This is a genomic window from Wolbachia endosymbiont (group A) of Dendrolimus pini (assembly GCF_964026835.1).
In the GTDB taxonomy this organism is placed as follows: domain Bacteria; phylum Pseudomonadota; class Alphaproteobacteria; order Rickettsiales; family Anaplasmataceae; genus Wolbachia; species Wolbachia pipientis.
In genome coordinates, this window is sequence record NZ_OZ034702.1 from 713,085 (window position 1) to 731,789 (window position 18,705).

The 18,705-nt window shown below is 36.5% G+C and carries 23 protein-coding genes; all 23 read right to left on the bottom strand.

The window, feature by feature from the left end:
• Nucleotides 1-116 precede the first annotated feature (116 nt).
• The 23 genes from AAGD66_RS03510 to AAGD66_RS03620 all read right to left on the bottom strand — a co-directional run bounded on the left by AAGD66_RS03510 (nt 117) and on the right by AAGD66_RS03620 (nt 18,596).
• Nucleotides 117-1,604 (bottom strand): recombinase family protein, encoded by a 1,488-nt coding sequence (locus AAGD66_RS03510; protein ID WP_264376878.1) that lies wholly within the window; start codon nt 1,602-1,604, stop codon nt 117-119.
• The gene (locus AAGD66_RS03515) at nt 1,598-2,032 is read right to left on the bottom strand and encodes a DUF2924 domain-containing protein (RefSeq protein ID WP_264339131.1); all 435 of its coding nucleotides are present in this window, start codon (nt 2,030-2,032) and stop codon (nt 1,598-1,600) included. The genes AAGD66_RS03510 and AAGD66_RS03515 overlap by 7 nt, the downstream gene beginning before the upstream one ends.
• Before the next feature lie 4 nt (nt 2,033-2,036).
• Nucleotides 2,037-2,489, bottom strand: a complete 453-nt coding sequence (locus AAGD66_RS03520; protein ID WP_265034100.1) for an ankyrin repeat domain-containing protein — start codon at nt 2,487-2,489, stop codon at nt 2,037-2,039.
• A gap of 38 nt (nt 2,490-2,527) precedes the next feature.
• The gene (locus AAGD66_RS03525; RefSeq protein WP_265034102.1) at nt 2,528-3,223 is read right to left on the bottom strand and encodes an ankyrin repeat domain-containing protein; all 696 of its coding nucleotides are present in this window, start codon (nt 3,221-3,223) and stop codon (nt 2,528-2,530) included.
• A gap of 167 nt (nt 3,224-3,390) precedes the next feature.
• A complete protein-coding gene (locus tag AAGD66_RS03530) occupies nt 3,391-4,557 on the bottom strand; it encodes a phage tail protein (protein ID WP_341814399.1) in 1,167 nt (388 codons plus the stop codon).
• 263 nt (nt 4,558-4,820) lie between these two features.
• Entirely contained in the window at nt 4,821-5,621 is an 801-nt protein-coding gene (locus AAGD66_RS03535; protein WP_264706620.1) for a baseplate J/gp47 family protein, read from the bottom strand.
• A 2-nt stretch (nt 5,622-5,623) separates the two neighbouring features.
• Entirely contained in the window at nt 5,624-5,959 is a 336-nt protein-coding gene (locus tag AAGD66_RS03540; RefSeq protein WP_264706622.1) for a GPW/gp25 family protein, read from the bottom strand.
• Nucleotides 5,960-5,961: 2 nt separating this feature from the next.
• Nucleotides 5,962-6,216 carry a PAAR domain-containing protein gene (locus tag AAGD66_RS03545; RefSeq protein ID WP_047759655.1) on the bottom strand — a complete coding sequence of 85 codons (255 nt, stop codon included), beginning with the start codon at nt 6,214-6,216 and terminating at the stop codon, nt 5,962-5,964.
• Entirely contained in the window at nt 6,213-6,677 is a 465-nt protein-coding gene (locus tag AAGD66_RS03550) for a phage baseplate assembly protein V (RefSeq protein WP_047759504.1), read from the bottom strand. Before AAGD66_RS03550 ends, AAGD66_RS03545 begins: the two co-directional genes overlap by 4 nt.
• On the bottom strand, nt 6,664-7,137 hold the full coding sequence (locus tag AAGD66_RS03555; RefSeq protein WP_253308731.1) for a hypothetical protein: 474 nt from the start codon (nt 7,135-7,137) through the stop codon (nt 6,664-6,666). The genes AAGD66_RS03550 and AAGD66_RS03555 overlap by 14 nt, the downstream gene beginning before the upstream one ends.
• The gene (locus AAGD66_RS03560) at nt 7,134-7,634 is read right to left on the bottom strand and encodes a phage tail protein (protein ID WP_341814400.1); all 501 of its coding nucleotides are present in this window, start codon (nt 7,632-7,634) and stop codon (nt 7,134-7,136) included. The genes AAGD66_RS03555 and AAGD66_RS03560 overlap by 4 nt, the downstream gene beginning before the upstream one ends.
• Nucleotide 7,635: 1 nt before the next feature.
• Nucleotides 7,636-7,941: a hypothetical protein gene (locus tag AAGD66_RS03565; protein ID WP_341814401.1), complete on the bottom strand. Its 306-nt coding sequence runs from the start codon at nt 7,939-7,941 to the stop codon at nt 7,636-7,638.
• 82 nt (nt 7,942-8,023) lie between these two features.
• Nucleotides 8,024-9,040 (bottom strand): major capsid protein, encoded by a 1,017-nt coding sequence (locus tag AAGD66_RS03570; protein WP_341814402.1) that lies wholly within the window; start codon nt 9,038-9,040, stop codon nt 8,024-8,026.
• Between the two features lie 94 nt (nt 9,041-9,134).
• The gene (gene ltrA, locus AAGD66_RS03575; protein WP_341814403.1) at nt 9,135-10,448 is read right to left on the bottom strand and encodes a group II intron reverse transcriptase/maturase; all 1,314 of its coding nucleotides are present in this window, start codon (nt 10,446-10,448) and stop codon (nt 9,135-9,137) included.
• A gap of 270 nt (nt 10,449-10,718) precedes the next feature.
• A complete protein-coding gene (locus AAGD66_RS03580) occupies nt 10,719-10,862 on the bottom strand; it encodes a hypothetical protein (protein ID WP_226080279.1) in 144 nt (47 codons plus the stop codon).
• A 112-nt stretch (nt 10,863-10,974) separates the two neighbouring features.
• A complete protein-coding gene (locus AAGD66_RS03585) occupies nt 10,975-11,343 on the bottom strand; it encodes a head decoration protein (RefSeq protein WP_341814404.1) in 369 nt (122 codons plus the stop codon).
• Between the two features lie 46 nt (nt 11,344-11,389).
• The gene (locus AAGD66_RS03590) at nt 11,390-12,469 is read right to left on the bottom strand and encodes a S49 family peptidase (protein WP_341814405.1); all 1,080 of its coding nucleotides are present in this window, start codon (nt 12,467-12,469) and stop codon (nt 11,390-11,392) included.
• Nucleotides 12,470-12,483: 14 nt separating this feature from the next.
• Entirely contained in the window at nt 12,484-13,896 is a 1,413-nt protein-coding gene (locus AAGD66_RS03595; protein WP_341814406.1) for a phage portal protein, read from the bottom strand.
• Entirely contained in the window at nt 13,893-14,597 is a 705-nt protein-coding gene (locus AAGD66_RS03600; protein WP_264376381.1) for a glycoside hydrolase family 25 protein, read from the bottom strand. Before AAGD66_RS03600 ends, AAGD66_RS03595 begins: the two co-directional genes overlap by 4 nt.
• Nucleotides 14,594-14,818: a gpW family head-tail joining protein gene (locus tag AAGD66_RS03605; protein ID WP_114517459.1), complete on the bottom strand. Its 225-nt coding sequence runs from the start codon at nt 14,816-14,818 to the stop codon at nt 14,594-14,596. The genes AAGD66_RS03600 and AAGD66_RS03605 overlap by 4 nt, the downstream gene beginning before the upstream one ends.
• The gene (locus tag AAGD66_RS03610; protein WP_341814407.1) at nt 14,819-16,645 is read right to left on the bottom strand and encodes a phage terminase large subunit family protein; all 1,827 of its coding nucleotides are present in this window, start codon (nt 16,643-16,645) and stop codon (nt 14,819-14,821) included. It abuts the gene before it with no gap.
• Nucleotides 16,642-18,123 (bottom strand): ankyrin repeat domain-containing protein, encoded by a 1,482-nt coding sequence (locus tag AAGD66_RS03615; RefSeq protein ID WP_341814408.1) that lies wholly within the window; start codon nt 18,121-18,123, stop codon nt 16,642-16,644. The genes AAGD66_RS03610 and AAGD66_RS03615 overlap by 4 nt, the downstream gene beginning before the upstream one ends.
• Nucleotides 18,123-18,596, bottom strand: a complete 474-nt coding sequence (locus AAGD66_RS03620; protein WP_341814559.1) for a hypothetical protein — start codon at nt 18,594-18,596, stop codon at nt 18,123-18,125. The genes AAGD66_RS03615 and AAGD66_RS03620 overlap by 1 nt, the downstream gene beginning before the upstream one ends.
• Nucleotides 18,597-18,705: the final 109 nt, after the last annotated feature.

The window sequence follows — 18,705 nt, forward strand, 5'->3', positions numbered from 1 at the left end:
TATCGATTTCAACATCTTTTTGTGTGGCCCTTTGTAGTAGCTCCTTTTGCAATAACCTTTTTTAATTTTCTGGCACATACTTTTTTCGATGTTTTTTCATGTTGTTTTTATAAACGTTACGACGCTGAGCCGTAAAACTTCTCTAATTGTTCACTCCACAGCATCGGTATTTCTCTCAAATCAACTAACTTCAAACCCCTTGGCTGTCTCCCATTTACTATGTCTTCCTTAATCTTCGGAGCTAAATAATTTAACCTTAAAATTTGCTGTATACGTCTTGTACCTATATTAATTTTGGCACTCAGCTCCTTCACACTTTCGTATTTTCCCTCTTCTAGTTGCCGTTTCCACAGATGGGCTCTTACCACTGCTTTCAGTAGTGCATTGTTTGTTTTGCCTTCTGGCTCAGTTACTGTGCATTTCTTTCCTTTCTTTTTTATTGGTATAAATTCCACCTTATCCTCTAAACTCACCTCTATTCCATCTTCTTTTATCATTACTCCTTTTATTAACTTTTTCACTACTTCTTTCTGCTTTCCAAAATTTAAATTTTCCCATTTTTCTTCGGTCTTTTCTCTCCAATTTTCATATATCTGCTCAGCTTTTCTCATCACTTCTTTTTCTACTTCTCCTGCTACTATTGTTCGATTTACTGATTCACAATTCTTTCCCCTTAAGTGATTGTTGCATACATAATATCGGTACCTTTTATTTTCTTTTTTTGAGTATGTCAGTGTCATATTTACACTACAGCTCTTACACTTAATTATTCCCCTAAGCAGCGCTTCCTCATATTTTGCTTTTCTATATGGCTGATTACTTATCAATTCCTGCGCTTTTTGCCATTTTTCTTCCTCTATTATTGCTTCATGCTTTCCTTCATACTCTTTCTCATAATGCCTGATTTTTCCCATATATATTGGATTTGTTATTATTCTTCTCACCGTTGCTTTTTTAAAGATATCCGATTTTGTTCTGTAACCTTGACTATTTAATTCCCTTGCTAGTTCTGCCATTGACTTCAGCTCCAAATATCTTTCAAATATGTGCCCTACTATTTTCGCTTCTTTCTCATTTATTATTAATTCTTTATCTTTTACATCATACCCTAGCGGCAAAGTTCCACCCATCCATAATCCCTGCTCCTTTGATGTTGCTATTTTATTTTTTACTCTTTCTACAATCATTTCTCTTTCTAGTTGTGCTGCTCCTGACAATACCGTTTGTACAAATTTTCCCATTGGCGTATTATTATCAAATATTTGTGTTACTGCTACAAAATTTACTCGATGTCTTCTAAAAAATGACGTTACTTCGATGCTGTCTTTTGTTTCCCTTGATAGCCTATCTAGCGTATATACTACTACACAATCTACTTCTCCTTTTTTTACATCTTCAAACAATTCCTTTATCGCTGGTCTTTCTAAGTTTTTTCCTGAGAAACCTCCATCATCGTACCTTTTGGCCAATATTACCCAACCCTCTCTGCTCTTTATGTACTTTTCACATGCTACTCGTTGCGCATCTAAACTGTTAAACTTCTGCTCTAGTCCATCCTCATTTGATTTTCTCGTATATATCGCACATCTTACCTCTTTCAGCATTCTTTCTCCTTATCTCTCATTCCAAATAGAAGCGGCCCATTGTAGCTCATTCCCATTATTTTTCCGGCTACTGCTGACAATGATGTGAAAAATTCTTCTCGGTAGATTAAACCCTTATCTGTTACCATTACCGCATGCGTCTCTTCACCTCTCTCTAATATTAATTCTGTCCCCTCTACTGGTAATTTATCGCTACTTATTCTTTTTCCCTTCTCTAGCCGATCTGCCAGATACTCTAGTCTTTTTGTCCCCTTTCTTGACATTTCTCCATACGCTTTTTCCTGCATTCTATAAGCTAATCTCGGTATCAGATATTTCTTTGAGTATCTAGGCGCTTCTTCTCCATATACCTTCTTCCATATTTTTCTCAGCTCACCCAAAGGTTTTCTCTCTAAATTCATTACTTTCTTTTCTATTTCTTTCTCCATATTTTCAGCTCTTCATAAATAGCTTTTCAATTCTGTCTATTTCTTTCTTCAATACTTCAGTTACTTCTTTACTGGTTTTCGCATAATCCATCGCTGTCATTCCAAATTTATCCGCTTGCTCTATTTCTCCTCCAGCTTTCACTAGCTCCTCCACTATTTCTTTTTCACCTACCATGCACGCAAGGTGTAGAGGTATGCATTTATTTCCATATTCCTCAGCATTTACGTCTGCTCCTGATTTTATCAATTCCCTCACGATTTCTAGGCGTTTCTCGGTTACCGCTAGATGCAGTGCTGTATATCCTTCCGCATCTGCTACATTCACATTCGCTCCTTTTTCAACTAATAACTTCACTGTTTTTGCGTCTACCGCGTAATGCAGAGCTATTCTGTCTCTTGCATAAATATTTTTAAATGAGTTCTCTAATAGTGACTCCTCTTTTCCTTTTTTACTCATGACCTACCTCACCTTTTCTCTGAATTTAAACCCCTTCTTTAAGCCCTCCTTTTCACCACCTCATCTATCATTTCACTTACTTGGCTCATTATTTTGCTTGCTAAATTTTCACATTCTTCCTTTATTAGTGATTTGTCTCTCTTCCTTATTTCTCCTATCTCTATTATTTTTAGCTCCGGCATGTAGCTTCCATTCAACATGTCTGCTATTTCTCCCACTAGCCTCTCTATTCCATAGCACGTCAGTTCTCTACTTTTTGTTACTCCACCTTTTTCTCTCAGAAATTTGCTCGCCTTTTCACTTTCTTTGCTATCACATAGGCAATACTTTTCACTTTCCCAAATGTAATACATTGGTGTTGCACCATATTTATTCAGTTGATTAACCTCAGCTCCTGCTTTTACTAGCTCTTTTATTATTTCAACTCCTCCTATTTTGCATGCAGAGTGGAGTGGCGTACATCCAGTGACATATTGAGTGGCATTTACTTCTGCTCCCGACCTTAGCAATACTTTTACATTTTCTAAGCTTTTCGCAAATACTGCACAGTGTAGAGGTGTATAACCATTTTTATCTCTTGCATTTACCTCTGCTCCTTTTTTTATTAATAATCTCACTGTTTTGTAATCAGAGATTTCTACTGCTTGATGCAAGATCGTCTCTCCTTCTTCATTTCTTTTATTAATGTTTTTACTTGATACTTCTTTAAAAAACTTACTCTTGCTAAACTTCATACTTACCTCACAAAATTAGCTTTTCTAGCGCCAGACAAATTTCTTATATTTACCTGCCGCTATTCAAGTCATGTCCTTTTTAGCATGAGAAAGCAAGTCCTTTTCTTTTTATTTCATACATTTTAACCTATTATTAATATAATATATGAGGATCTAAATATAAGTACTTAACTTATTAGAGATATTACTTGACTATTTTTCCAACTTCTGTGCAAATGTCGATGTTCATGCCACTTCAGTACTCCTGGGTAAAACACTAAAATGTAATTTTCTAATTCGTGTATTGAATCTTCTTTTCCTGAACTTCTATCATTTTTGCAACTAACGTGATATTCCGTTAAATTAGCTTTCGCAACCTTTTGATCAGTAAGATTCTTTGCTTCATATTCATAGCTGATATTAAATCTTTCCAAAATTGGTGTGTATTCCAAGTTCCATAGCTGATCAGAAAGTTTATCATTACCAAGGAAAAGTGTGCCTCCTATCTCTTCTTGATAACAAAGAGGAAAACAGCTATTTATTTCTCCTAATTTCCAGCTATCTGACAGCACAATCTGTGCTTTGACAAACTTAATTGCTGGTAATAAACTTTGTGGTAATGGATATAGTGCTTTTAAGTTGTACCACAAATGATTTCTTTCATAAATACCGTTATAATTCTTTGTGTGAGGCTCGGTTTCTCCAAGGATTGCTACATCTAGGCGATATATATCATTGCTTAAAGCTCGTTCATAATGATCGCGTAGATAGTTTTCTATAATCCTAATAACTGGACCACTAGACCTGAAAAAATTTACTCTTCCAAACGATAATACTGGTCCATCTTTTTCAACTTTTCTACCTGAATAGTCTGACAATAAGCTGCCGAATAAACTTTCATCTAAAATAAACCTATCAACGTTATGGTGATCATTGAAAATCCTCATTAGCCTTGATCTTGCTGGTAATGATAGTTTTGCAAGTTCTACTACTGCATCTACGAAGAAGTCATTTGGTACCTCTTTTATCCCTACTTGCAACTCAAAAAAGTGTTTACCGGGTGGTTCTTCGATGATTGTAATGTCTTCTATATTTGCCCACTTGAGTGCTATTTTAAGTGATTTAGGTGTTCCTCGCAGTCTTTGAAATTTTACTCCTTCTATTACGGCTTTTCTTCTATCTTTTACCCAACGCAGTATCTCTTCTAAACCATATTCCTCAATCAACCACGGCAATATTTTTTCCCCTAGGCTAAATTTAAATCCTCTTATCCTGCTTGGATCAACTTTATAATCGATTGCATTAACCAGTGCTTGCTCTTGCTTTGTTGCGTTTGGCGGTAATAAACTTTTCATTTGTCTTTTCTTTCAAGTTGCTTTAATTTCCTTTATTTAGGTAGCTTATGAGTAACCAAGAGATCATTGCAGAAAAATAAAGATGTTCTTAATATCGAAAACACTCTCCATAATATTTGACCATATTATCCATACTTTAAAAAACAAGTTACAACTTCTGGAAGAAAATCAATACTTTCGTCTCCCTAACATTGGATCCAGTAAACCTTAAACCACTTATTGCACGCAATCCCCTCACTGGCACAAAACAAAAAAAATACGTTTTAAATCCTATCTAACTTGACGTGGCCAAGCACTGCACACTCATTCCCCAATACCACAACATCCTCTTTTGGTTCTATTAATTCTACGTTTTCTACACCCTCTACAAATAGATTCGCTATTATCCACGATCTTGTTACACTCCATCCCAGCCTTCTACTTTCTTCAAACTTCTTAATAAATTGCTTCTTGATTTCTTCCTCTGATATTATAGGACTTATGCTCATTTTGCTGTGAATATCTATTTCCGTAATATTGCAACCTATCACTGTTACTGTATCGGTTAAAACCCTTATATCATCTCTAGTAACCTGCTTTTTTACAATTTCTAGTAGCTCTTCTGACACTATGCCAGTTGTGGATAATTGTGTTGATAAGATTGAAATTTGTACTTTCCCTGGTATAGTTGATTCCACTAGTGCATCTTTTACTCTACTATCTGCTGACAGTGCATGATATCGATAGTGTTCTTTGCTTCCACACGTGCTTGAGCCCACTATTTTTGCTTTAATTCTTTTTCTAAATCGTTCATCATCTTCTTCTTTCTGCCTCTCTACTCCATAAAATTCAGCCAAATTATCAAGATCTTCTCCCCTTGCAAATTTCAGTAAATTACTCTTTACTGCTTCGTTCATCCTTTGTCTGAGCAAAAGTTCTCGCCAGGCTGCTACCTCCAGAATCTTTATCGCTGGATCGGATTCTACTAACGCTGAAAAGGTTTCATCTCTACACACTAACTCCTCCTTCATTCTGGAAAAGATTTCCTCATAGCTTAGTTTTTCAATAATATTAGATGTCTGCATTTCTAAACAACTATTCCACTAATACCTATGAATTTGCCTTCTGAAAGATACATACCTTCAAGTACAAGAGTCATTTTTCCTTCTTTAGCTTCAGCAATCTTTACTTTTTCTAACTTAAATCTCTTCTCAAATTTCCCCAGTGCTTCTGCTGTTGCTGCATAGATTTCCAAAGTTAAATCTCTATTTATTGGCTTATCTACTAATTCAAATAATCGAGAACCATACTCTCTTCTCATTACTCTACTGTTAATAGGAGTGGTCAGTATATCAATTATCGACTGCTTTAAGTGCTCTATTCCTTCTAACGCTTTTCCTGTTTTAGCATCCATACCCTTCATTTCTATTTTGCAAAAACGCTTTCACTGCCTTTTATTACTTTAAACCCACATGAAACTATATCTCCTACTCTTCCTACACTAAGACCATTTGCAAACACTGTTTTTGATCCTTCAGTTAATGCTCTTCCTTCACTAAAACTGTCTCCTTGTCTACATATTGACTTACCGTTTACAAAAACATTATTACTTCCGCTAATGCAGAAATGTGGTATAGCTTCTCCACAGTAGTCTCCTAACCTCACTATTCCTTTGTTCAATTTAAGTCGATCCTTTCTGCTTTCAGTTTTATTCCACTTTTTGTCATTTCTATCTCTGATTTTCCTACTTTGAAATTTAATTTATCCACTACAGAAATTTCAAGATTCTTGCTCTCTTTGTCATACAATAACTTTGTTCCATCTTGAAATACTAAACTGTTAATCATTTCACTATTCTCTGGAGCAGAATAATTTTGCTGATATATTCCAGCTAGTACTACTCCTAATGATAACTCTCCCAATGGTGACAATATTACTACCTGTTCATTTATGCTTGGTGGTAGCCAGCTTCTTTCCTCTCCTGCTCTAGAAGTTATCCATGGAAGAAAATCTGTTAAAAGTTCTCCTATCTTCACTCTTACTTTTGCTTTCTCATAATCTACTTCTTTTACAACTCCTATTCGTACAATATTTGCTAACTTTCTTTGCAGCTCTGAAATAGCAAAATTACTCTCTAACATTTTCTTCTATTATAATCGTATGTGGCTTAATCTTATTTTCTGTCCATATCGATTTACCTAAATGAAGCTGATGACTCCAATCAACCATCCACACCAAATATGCATCTAATTCGGGTCTAAATCCGTCAATTTCTGCAGAGATAAATTCTCCTGGTGAAACATTTTTTATATTCCATGTATTTTTGTTTACAACTTTTGCCACCTCGGCAGCTAATGTTCTGACAATAAGAGGAGCATTTTCGATTGTGCTATCAACTACTATTCTAGCTTCAAATCTTGCTTTCAGAGCTAATTCTTCTGTTCCTGGATCTTTTCCTTGCTCTAGACTTGATAATTCTATAAATACTGCCGGTGCTACTAATTCTTTCCTTATTGCTGGATATACTTCGCATGTTTGTATCGCAGAAATTTCTTTCTTCAGCGTGGTACAAATTTTATCATGTAAATCTTTCAAATTCATCCTTTATAGCTCAATTCACGTTCAAAAAATTTTGTAAATACTTCCTCAACCTCATAATTAACAAGATTTCCTATTATCCTTGAAGCCTCAGGTTCGAGTGGCAACTTAACTTCCTTTATTGGCAATGCTGCCCTTCCTTCACGTTTAAACATACCGCTATTTCCTTTTGGCATAACTGCTGCAAATCCTCCTATAAACTCATGCTTTCCTACTTTCGATCCTCTTCTTGTTTTTTGTATTTTACCAATTGCCGATGCTCTAATGTCATAGAGATTTGCTCTAATTAACACTTCTAATCTGCTAGTTTTCGCCTTAAAAATTCTTAATCTCTTTCTTATCAAACTTAATTTTATTCTCTTTTCCTCACTGATTTCCTTAGCTGCTTGCGCTTTTAACCATAGTGCCGTTTTGTTTAACGCTCTCACTATTGCTAATTCTATTTTTTTTCTTTTAGCATTTACACTTTCTATTACCTCAACTTCTATATGAATAGACATTTTACACCCCAGACGCTTTTATTTTCCACGTTATTCCAGACTTTTCTCTAAGTGGCGGTGAGTGTACTTTATATCTTCGATCACCTATAACAAAAACATCTCCTACTATTGGCCTTAACACATCAAACGCACTTACTTCTAACGCTAAAGTTTCTTCCACAAATTGTCCTTCACCAATCTCGTATAATTTATCTGGCTGTTGCTTTAATACTTGTACCATGTATGACTTATCCTTTGATTTATACAAAGCCACTTCTCCTAAATGGGCAAAACAATCTTTTAGTAATCTCTTAATATTCTCTTGCATTCTTTCATAAGTATGCTAATAAGGTATATACTAGTAGAGTCCTCTTGTGCCTCACCAACTTGTAGTTACTCTACCAGTATTGTTATGCTGCAACGACTTTTACTAATGTTCCTGGTCTGTGGCACACTGGCAGAGGATTTGACTGTGTATGTAAATCAGTTCCTCTATCAAACCTCCTTGGCTCTTGTTTTGCATATAGTGGCTGTCCAAGGGTATTTACTGTCTCATTAAAGTCTGCTGGTGCAAAATATGTTGTAAATGTACTTGCTGTTCCTACTGGAAAACAGTGCCCTGTATCTCTTTCTATAAATCTTCTCACGGTTCCTTCAGGATCAGTTGCTTGCCCTCTATATTCCTCAAATGTGATTCCACAGAACGTAAACCCTGACCTCATATCATTCCGAAGCGCTGCTCCTTCTTGCCATCTTTCATATGCTTCTTTTACTTTAGTATGAGAAGTAAGTGCATCAAAAAACTCAGGGCTTACTAAAGCATGAATCCCGGTCATATATTCACCACTTAAGTTGTCTTCAATATGCCGCAATACTTCCAGACACTTACGTTTTACATCTGTTGTTGCTGTTCCAAGGGCAAAATTTACTACTTTTGGTGTTATTTTAAATTCGTTGTACAGATTTAATAATTCTGACCCATCAGCATCTAAAATTATTCCTTTCAGCGCTCCCATACGCAAATGCTCCAACGTTATTGCATGTTTATTTCTCATTAGCTGCAAATGGTCAGTTATTACATCTGCCAGCGCTTTCAGTTCACTCTCTGATCCAAATGCCCTTATTCCTTGCACTTCTTCTGGTAACACCACATCATCATGAGGAATATGAGGAATGGTAAATGTCCTTACCTTTCTTTTACCACGTTTTCCTACTGTTGCTGGTGCCCCTGGTACTTGCGTTGGTAGTAGACTTAAAACTCCATTATGTTCTTCTATTGTAATATGTCTAAATCTTACTGACCTACTTGGAAACAAATTTAGATTTTCAACTCGTCCATAATTTATCGGCAATATATTCATCGCATTTGTTAGTGCCGTCATGCTAAATGCTGTATTTGTAAATGGATTTTGGTTGGTAGAAGTCATAGTCCTATCCCCCTTGTTTGAGTTTTATTTTTATGACTCCCCCATAAGAACCGTGCTTGCAGTTTTCCCGCACACGGCTCCACAATAATAGCGTTCACGATATACCTCCTATATATAAAGAAAAACATATTTTTGGCTTTGGTAGTGGATTGACTTGTTTGTAGTTCATGAATTGTTCCCAAGTCATACTCTTTTTCTGACTACGACGGTTTATCCACTTAAACGTTAGCTTATTTACCGCCCACTCAAACTTACTGAGCCATCGGTAATTTCCACTAATCCCGAAGTAGTTATAGTGCCCTCTTAGTTTAGCTTTTAGTATCTGCCACCAATCTTTGAGACAAATCCGGTTACGTGTCGTTTTCAACCATTCTTTGATTTCTTTAAGTTTCCTAGTTAGGTTTATTTTTGAGGTTTTATGTCCCATAATTAGCCTGCCATTACGACTTTTTGCACAGTAGTGCGTAAATCCTAGAAAGTTGAAACTTTCCATTTTCTTCTTTTCTCTCTTTGCTTGGTACCATCCTTTCTTGCCAAACTTTACTATCCTTGTTTTGTTTTCAGATATTTCCAAACCAAACTTGGCTAATCTCTGTTTCAGTGATTCTAGAAATTCCTTAGCATCTTCCTCATTTTCACAGCTCACCACAAGATCATCTGCGTACCTGACTAGCTCCATATATCCTTTAGATTTGGGTTTTACTTTCTTTTCAAACCATAGATCTAGCACATAGTGTAAATATATATTGGCTAATACTGGACTTACTATTCCTCCTTGAGGTGCTCCTTGTGTGGTTGCTTTATAATATCCAGCTTCCATGACTCCAGCTTTAAGGAATTTCTTTACTAACCACAATAAATTTGGGTCAGATATTCTTTCCTTTAAGCACCTAATTAGCCATTTATGCTGAATATTATCGTAGAACCTCTTTATGTCCACTTCCACAATATAGTTTGTTGGTTTGTACATAACTGTTTTATTTAATGCTTTAACCGCTTGGTGGCAGCTTCTATCAGGTCGAAAACCGTATGATTGGTCTAGGAAATTTGCTTCATAAATATTTTCCAATATCTTCTTTAGCATTATCTGCACCAGCTTATCCTCTGTCGATGGTATTCCAAGTCCGCGTTTCTCTTTGCTTCCAGCTTTTGGTATATATACCCTTTTTACCGGTTGCGGTTGATATTGCTTTCTCTTCATACTATCTACTAGAGTTTTAAGCTTCTCATCGAGGTTTTCTCCGTAAGCTTCTACTGTCACCTGGTCTATACCGCAAGCCTTGTTGCGCTTTAGTTCCTTATAACACTCCGCCAGATTTTCTGCATTAATTAGATGCACCAGCGATGTAAATTTTAACCGCTTGTCTCGCTTTGTTCTTATCGCTATCTGGTTTAGTTTCTTTTGCATATTCCTCCAATCTCTGTTGTATTAGTCTTGCAATCCCTATCCCAGTTGCTATATTGCTGATCGCTTCCCCTTGTATGTGGCTTTCCCACACTCTGAGTATTATCAATCAGTCCGACTTCCTTTGTATCTTTCGTCAGTCCTCGCCTTTGTTGGCTTGTTCTAACGTACCCAAATAGGAATACAAAGGATCTCCCAAGTTCATTTAGAACCCATCTCAATACATGATACGGCCTTAGATCCCGATAGAGTGAGTGATAACTTGCCTTATCGTTATCCTTCATGCTGTCTTCCACTAAAATGCACAATGTCGACCTCTATGATGTCGGAAATTTCGGGACTCAATACCTTCACTTTCGTTGCACCCTGTATTGTCCGTTCCATTAGCTTTACTACGTTCGTTACCTTACGCAGCATAATGGTTCGTTTTAGGCTGTTGGCTAGACTTTGCCTAAGTTGGATTTTCACCAACTGTTCTCTAAACGCTTCTCTTGGCGCACGCATTCTTTTTTCCCCTTATTAATTTAAGTTACACTCCCTTGCGGACAATGATCCCTCGTCCTTCAAGTTGCTTTATTGCTGCAGCTTTCTGTTCTTCAGTGATATTTGCTGGCCACACAACTGCATGATCTGCTAGTATTGCACCACGAGTAATAATTACTGCTTTGGCATTTTCTGTCGCATTTACATCACTTACTATCGCACCTATTGCTGTTTGTGTACCATCTGTTGCAGTTGGATTTATTATCTTAATCATGTTATCCTTATCACTACCAACAACTGTACCAAGTTTAAGATTTTGTCCCTTGGCTACCGTTATTTGGTCTCTTGAATATAGATTTGAAACTTCGTATTTCAGAAGATCCCCAAGGTTATTTTGTTCTGTTATAGTACTCATTCTGCTTTTCCCCTTTATTTTTTACTTTTGTTATACTATGAATATTCTAAATGCCAGATTGTGCACGACTTCTTGCTACCTGCATCATTAAATCTTCTGACGAATTCTGTGGTAATGTGCTTAAAATTTCAGTCTTCATTGTTCGTTCTGCAAGTATCGACATTAATATTTCTTGTGCTTGTTTGCTGCTAACATTCTGCTCTATAAATTCTCCTATTTTCTCTGGCATTCGTGATAAGTTGCATAAACGTATTAATTCAAGAACTTCAGCATGATAACTGTCATTTTTGATTTTATTAGTTAAATTATCAGTTTCTAGGTCAGTTGTAGTTTGTTCATTCATAGTAATACTCCTGTTTTTATTAATAGATGAAAGAATTGTAATTCCGTCTGCAAGACCTATTTCTATTGCTTTCTCGCCAAAATATAGCCCTGCTTCCGTTGATCGAATCTTTTCAATTGAAAGACCTCTGTTCCTCGCTATTAGCTGCACAAACATTTCATATAGTCGGTCTACTTCTTTTTGTAAGCTTTCCAGACTTTCAGACGTCATTGGCTCATGTGGATTTAAATCATTTTTTCTACTTCCTGCAAATACTGTGGTATATTTTATTCCCTGTTTTTCATCAAACCCACTTTGATCTATATGACTTGCTATTACTCCTATACTGCCAACACCAGAAGTTCTGCTCACAAATACCTTCTCAGCGCTAGAGGCTATAGCATATGCAGCAGAGTATGCATCATCATTTGCTAATGCCACAATTCTCTTTTTTGCTCTTGATTCATAAATAAAATCAGCCAGGTCAAATATACCGTTTACCTCTCCTCCGGGGCTGTCTATTTCCAGTATAATTGTCTCTATGCTACTATCTGCTAATGCTTGTGTAATTTGTTCTTCTATTTGCTCATATGATGTCATTCCCAGAAAGACGTCAAAAGCTCCTGGTTTTTTGGTCAAAATTCCATGTATTTCTATTACTGCTGTTTTTTCTATATTCTGATTTACTGCATGTTTTATCTTTTTAAAGATAGGTTGTTTTCCGTTATATAGTGACAACAGGTCAAAGCTTTTTTGCTCTATCATCATCGGCCTACATAGCCAGTTGGTTTGTAAAATTTCCATAAAGTAAACGAGATTTATTTTGTTTGTGTCCTGACATCAGAATCAAAGAAAAGGTTGAAAGAATCAGAACGCTTTTGATCTTCTGCTATTTCTTGGTCAATTTCTTCTACATCGTAACCCATTTCTGATACTACTTCCGATCGACTCTTAAATCCATTCCTTACTGCCATTTGCTGTGCTTGCTGGTCTTTCAGTGGATCCACCCAATCAAATCCCTGTGGTATCCATTTTACTTCTTCTTTCGCTGCTTTTGCCACTTTTTCATCTATACAGAGTTCTCCACACAGTACTGCTAACTCTAGCCATCTATTCCATACTGGTCTGCAAAATTGAAATACCATAATGTTGTGTTGCAGCATAGCGCATCTACGACGAAACTCTATCAGTCCTGCTCTGATTGATGAATAATTAACACCCGTTAAATCTCCTGTTAGTTGCTCATATGTTATCCCTGTGCCTATTGCTATTGCCCTCAGTTGCTGTCTCATGAATGCTTCATAACTTCCTCCAACATCAGACGGCTCTGAAAATTTTATGTCTTCTCCTGGGTCTAAAAGCTGCATAGTTCCTGGCTCTAAACCTGATAGTGCTACTCCTTGCTCATTACTTTCACCTTCTCCTAAAATATTTGCTTCTGGATCAAGTCTCGTAATAAACCCTGCAAACATTGCTGCAGTCTTTTTTCGTACTAATTCTGCATCATCGTACTGGTCAAGTTCGTAAAGCTTCAAAAGCACGTTAGAAAGCCAAGGCTCCCCTCTAATTTGTCCAGGTCTTAATGGTCTATAAATATGTAAAACATCATTTGCCGGTACTCTAACTGACTCTCCAAATGAGCCTTCTCCTGGGTGCTCTCTAAATAAATAATATGCTTCTCTTTGCCCAAGCCTATTAAACTCAATCCCGCTTCTTATTACATTACCATTTCCTAAAGTTTGATTTGTTTTATTATCTAAATGTTCAGACTCAAGCACTTGCAGTTGTAATGGCACAGAAAATCTATCCTCTAGCTTTCTCGTTCTTAAACGTATAAAACATTCTCCTCCCTCTATCATACTTCTGCATACTAGAGCTTGTAATCCATAAAAATCACTTACTCCGTTACTATCTGCTTCATCTGTCCATCTTAGCCATAATTCTTGTACTTTCTTTCGAAATTCTCCATCTCTTGCTTTTGATTGCGGTTTTATTCCTGTTCCAATAGAGTTACTTACTATTGTATCAATGATATTTGCCGCATATGGATTTTTCCTTACCATATCTCGAGAGCGACTACGCAGGTGCTCAAGGCTTTGAGAGAGTAAATTATTTATGCTTCCTGCTTCTCCTTGCCAATACATTACCCTTCTTCCTGACCCTGCTGCATCCCAGGCTGAACTTTTGATTTTTGGCTTGCTAAATAGTTGTTTGAATTTTTTCAGCATCATACTAACCAAAATTCTCTTAATTCTTTCAAAGTTCCGTTAAATTTATTTCTGTCACATTTTCCAATTCCACTTACTTCATCTGGCTCTGGACCTATTTTACCGTCAGTATATTGCCATAAAATCCAATCATTCCAGCCTTTTGGTAATGTGAGTTCTTTTCTCCAGCTTGCTATCCATAATGGACATTTTGTCAAAATTGGTGTGGCAAAATCTTTCAAAAAATTAGCACCTCCATACACTAAAGGTAAACGCCCTGTTTCTTCTTGAATTTTTTTAACAAAATCTTCTGCTTGTTTTGGTTCTATATTTTTTCCACTTTCGTTCTCTTCAATATCAAGCACAACAATTGTATTTTTAGTTTCACCCACTGTATTCAAAAAGTGATTTGCTTGATCCTTTCCATCTTCCCCTACACCGAAATGATATGAACCCCATAATAGACCCAAGTCTTCAGCTTCTTTTCTTCTTTCTTTGTATTTTGAATCTATGTACTCTGTTCCTTGTGTTGCCTTATGAATTACTCCAACTATACCACTCTCTTTAGCTAACTCAAAATCCACATTTTCTTGCCAATGTGACAAATCTATTATTCCATTTACTGAACTCTCTCTATTCTCCCATAGTTTTATGAAAGTTTTTAATTGCTCTAAAAATTCAGAATATTCCTCTTTTACAACTTTTCTCAGAAAATTTTCCCTCATATAACTCCTTTATTTGTTGCAAAAATAATCTTTCGTTTAGGCTTCATTCCAGCAATCTTTAGTTCACCTTTGATGCGTTGTCTGAGGCTGAGCAAATCATTTATCTGAACTTCAGCATATCTCACCACATGGTCACCATATGCAATTGATACCACTCTTTCGCCACTCTGAAGCTTCTTTATTGCTTGTTCAACTTGAATTAAATAATCTTCGTTATACATTTATTGCTTGCTGATCCATTTGCTTTTCACTATTTTCTTTGATTTTTTACTTTCTGGTTTTTCACTTAAACTATTCCATTTACTCTCTGGCCATCTATCTATTCCCAGTGCTATCGATGCTGCTCTTGCATAAATCCTACAGTCTAATACTTCATTTCTTTCTCTGACCTTTTGCCACTCTTGTTTGGTATAACCTTTTACTACTTTGCTGACTAATTGCTCTGCCGTTAGCTGCTTAAAATATTCAGGTGCATACTCGGGAAAATGACAGTATCCTGCTGGAGCTTCTTCACCGTCCTTTAAAACATTAAGTAATTGAAAAAGTTCTGACTTTAAAATCGATACTCCCACTGGCCAGAGCTTTATTCCTCTTTTTAGCTTTTGACCACCAACTGTTATATCTACTCTACTTGGGCTGCTAAGTGGTACTAGAGCTTTATTTACACCTTTCACTGCCATTACTCTTCCAGAGCCTTGATGACCTCTTACCCAATTGTATACTTCTTGTGTCGCATACCCAGCATCAACCGCCATCATACTTATCATGTATTCAAGACCATTTTCACCGATAAAATGATGATTTAAGAGCTCAGAGAGTTTTCCCCATACTTCTCCTCTTCCAGTATCACCTTCAAATACTCGGTATTCTATTGACCAACTTTCGCGGCTTTTTCCCCATGCTACAACTTCTACTTCTAAACGATCTTTTTGGACATCTACTCCTGCAGTAAGCACCACTTCTCTCCTAGGTACTGTGCCTACGGGAAAAAATTCTCTCCTGTTAAATAATTGCTTCCAATCTGGTACTTCTCCTTTGTCTACCCAGGTTTCTCCAAGCGTAGTATTTATCCATACTTTTAGTAATTGTTCACTTTCTTTTGCATGAAGAAAATCTTCTACTGCTTGAGTCCAGCTATACCAGCCTACTGGACTATAAAGACTTGAAAGATGAAATCCTTTTTTCTCACCTTTTACTCTATTAGTAGGTCTCCATTCTCCACGCTCAAGCATCTCTGTCTTTTGATGATTTTCTATTTTGCCGCTACATTCAGTGCAGACATAATGTGCTGTTCTTGAGTCGTTGTTTTCCCATTTAATTTGTGACCATTTTAGAACTTGATAGTAATTACAATACGGACATGGTACAAAAAAGTACTGCTTATCTGTTGCTTCAAATTCTTTCTCAATTCTGCTTATTCCATGAATTGTTGGTGTTGATACTAAAAAAATCTTTCGCTGTGCAAATGTATTAGTTCGAGCAATACTAAGCAGTACTGGATCTCCTTCTCCTCCTGAATCTCCTGGGTAGGCATCTATTTCATCAAGAAAGAGATATTTTACTGGCATAGATCTCAGTGCTACACTGCTATTTGCTCCGGTTATTACTACTATTCCACCTGGAAATTCCTTACTTTGCACAGTATTGCCCGAATCTCTTGACCTTGGGTCTTTTACTTTATTTTTTAAACATGGCGTACTCTCTATTAACGGTGCAAATCTTCCCTTCGACCAACGTTTTCCCATTTCAACTGTTGGCTGTACTACTAGCATTGGACCTGGTGTTTGATCGATGATATAGCCTATCCAATTGTTACCAGCTTCTGTTCCTCCAATCTGCGCTCCTTTCATGAATACTACTTTTTCTGCAGTTGAAGACGGAGATAGTGAATCCATGATTTCTTTAAGGTATGGCGTTCTCTCTGTTCTCCATTTCCCTGGCTCTGATGCTGCAGTTGGCGCTAAAACTCGATACTCATTCGCCCACTCTGACACTTTAAGTAGTGGATCTGGCTTTAAACCTTCAGAAAAAGATGTAGCATATATCATATCGCTAGCTCTTCACCATCATTAGATGATACCTCAACATCACTTAAAATAGAACTGCACTCACTTGTTTTCTCACTTTCAAGTTCAATAAACATTTTCTTTTCAAGTGCTTCTTCTATGTACTTCTGAGTTAAATTACTCATTGCTATTGCAGCTATGAGCGCAACTATTCCCACCATTACCGCAGCTATAATGTTAGGGTAAATTCCCACTATCACTATTGCACATACTGTTATAGAAACACAGACGATATTGATATATTTCTTTATTTTTTTGTCTGCTATTTTCCTTTCTTCAAAATATTTATTGCTCAATAAATGAAATGTTGGAAAGTTCTTCTGTCTTCCAAATAGCACTATTTCCTTCTCTTTGCTCAGTAATTTTATTAATTTTGCGTTGTTCGTTATTATTGCATACTGAAAAACATCCGTGGCATCTGCTCCTCTCTTTAGCAACAACTTTACTACGTTAAAGTGACCATGCTTTGCAGCAACATAAATTCCCGTTTTTCCACTCTCATCTACAGCATCTATTTCAACTCCTTCACCAAGAATACCGTCTATTAGGTCTTCATATCCTTTTCTGGCAGCTAAATGAAGCAAACTGTTTTTATCAGCTCCGTATCTATTACTTGCTAAAATCTTTACTATATCTAATCTATTTGCTTCTTTTGCATAACAAAATGGTGTCTTGCCATTATCATCCTTAATTAAAGGGTCTATATCTTCTCGCGTTAGTAAAACTTCTATTGTTTTCAGCCTTTCAGCATAATGTAGTGGCGTTTTATTTTCATAATCTTGTAAGTTAACCCCAGCATTAGGAACATTTATTAAGCATCTTACAATATCTAAACATAAGTCCCTTTCGTCGTAATTACTACTACTTATAGCTACGTGCAAAGAAGATAATTTCATTGCATTTCTGCCGCTACCAGCTATATTGACATTCGCACCAAGATTTGAAAGTAATTTTACTACTCCTAGCTTCTTGTTGTTTACTGCATAATGAATTGCTGCATGATTTCTCACGTCAAGAACATCCTTATCCGCGTTTCCTTCTCTAATTAAAATTTCTACTATTTCTTCATTTCCAGCTCCTGCTGCTAAGTGTAATGCTGTATGTAGTGGAGCATTCTGCTCATTAACATTAACCCCTTTGTCGAGTAAAAACCTTACAGCATTTGCTTCATTCAACATCGCAGCTAAGTGGAGTAAGCTATCTTGCTCTGATCCGTATTTGTTATTAATTAGCGCCTGTAATATTTCTTCTCTTGCACAAGAGAGCGCACTTTTACCATCATCATCAGTGATCAGTGGATTAATATTTTTCCTGTTCAGTAAGAGTGCAACCATACCAAACTCGTTAATTTCTACTGCATAATGCAGCGGTGTCTTTCCATTTAATCCTCTAACATTTACATCCACTCCTGGTTGATTAATGAGACACTTTATTAATTCTAAACTTAACTTAGCAGACATTATTCAAATTTAGCGTTAGATAATTCTTGTAATGAGTTTGTAATCTCTTCGGTTAGCGCCATATGAATCTTTTCAGTGTCACTCAGTGATGCAAGCAGTGCTGAAACTCTATTTGGAATATTAAGCAAATTATTACGGACAACTCTTGCTACGTTAAATGCATCGCGCTTTACTTCCTCTACTGCTACAAGTTCTCCTATTTCAGCCTTAGCTTTTGCCTCAAGCAATTTACCACGTTCCATCTCATTTTTTATTCGCGTTTTTAGCAACATCGTGGAAAGGTTACTTGTATTTTCGTTTTCTGGATTTTTCCTCCTCAGTGGCTGACTTGGATCTCTTATTGCTGCTACCGCTTCATTTGCTTGCTCTCTATTGATCAAACCATCCTCCAACTCAACTATTCCTTTTTTTACTAAATAACAGACATATTGCTTTGAAACTCCTAGGTCTTGTCGACATAAAAAAATAGTGATATAGAGTACTCTTTATTAATAGGTAAAGAGAATGCTATATGATTTAAAAGATGAGCAATGGGAGAGAATAAAAAACCATACGCGTCAAGTTAAGGAAATAAAGGTATGA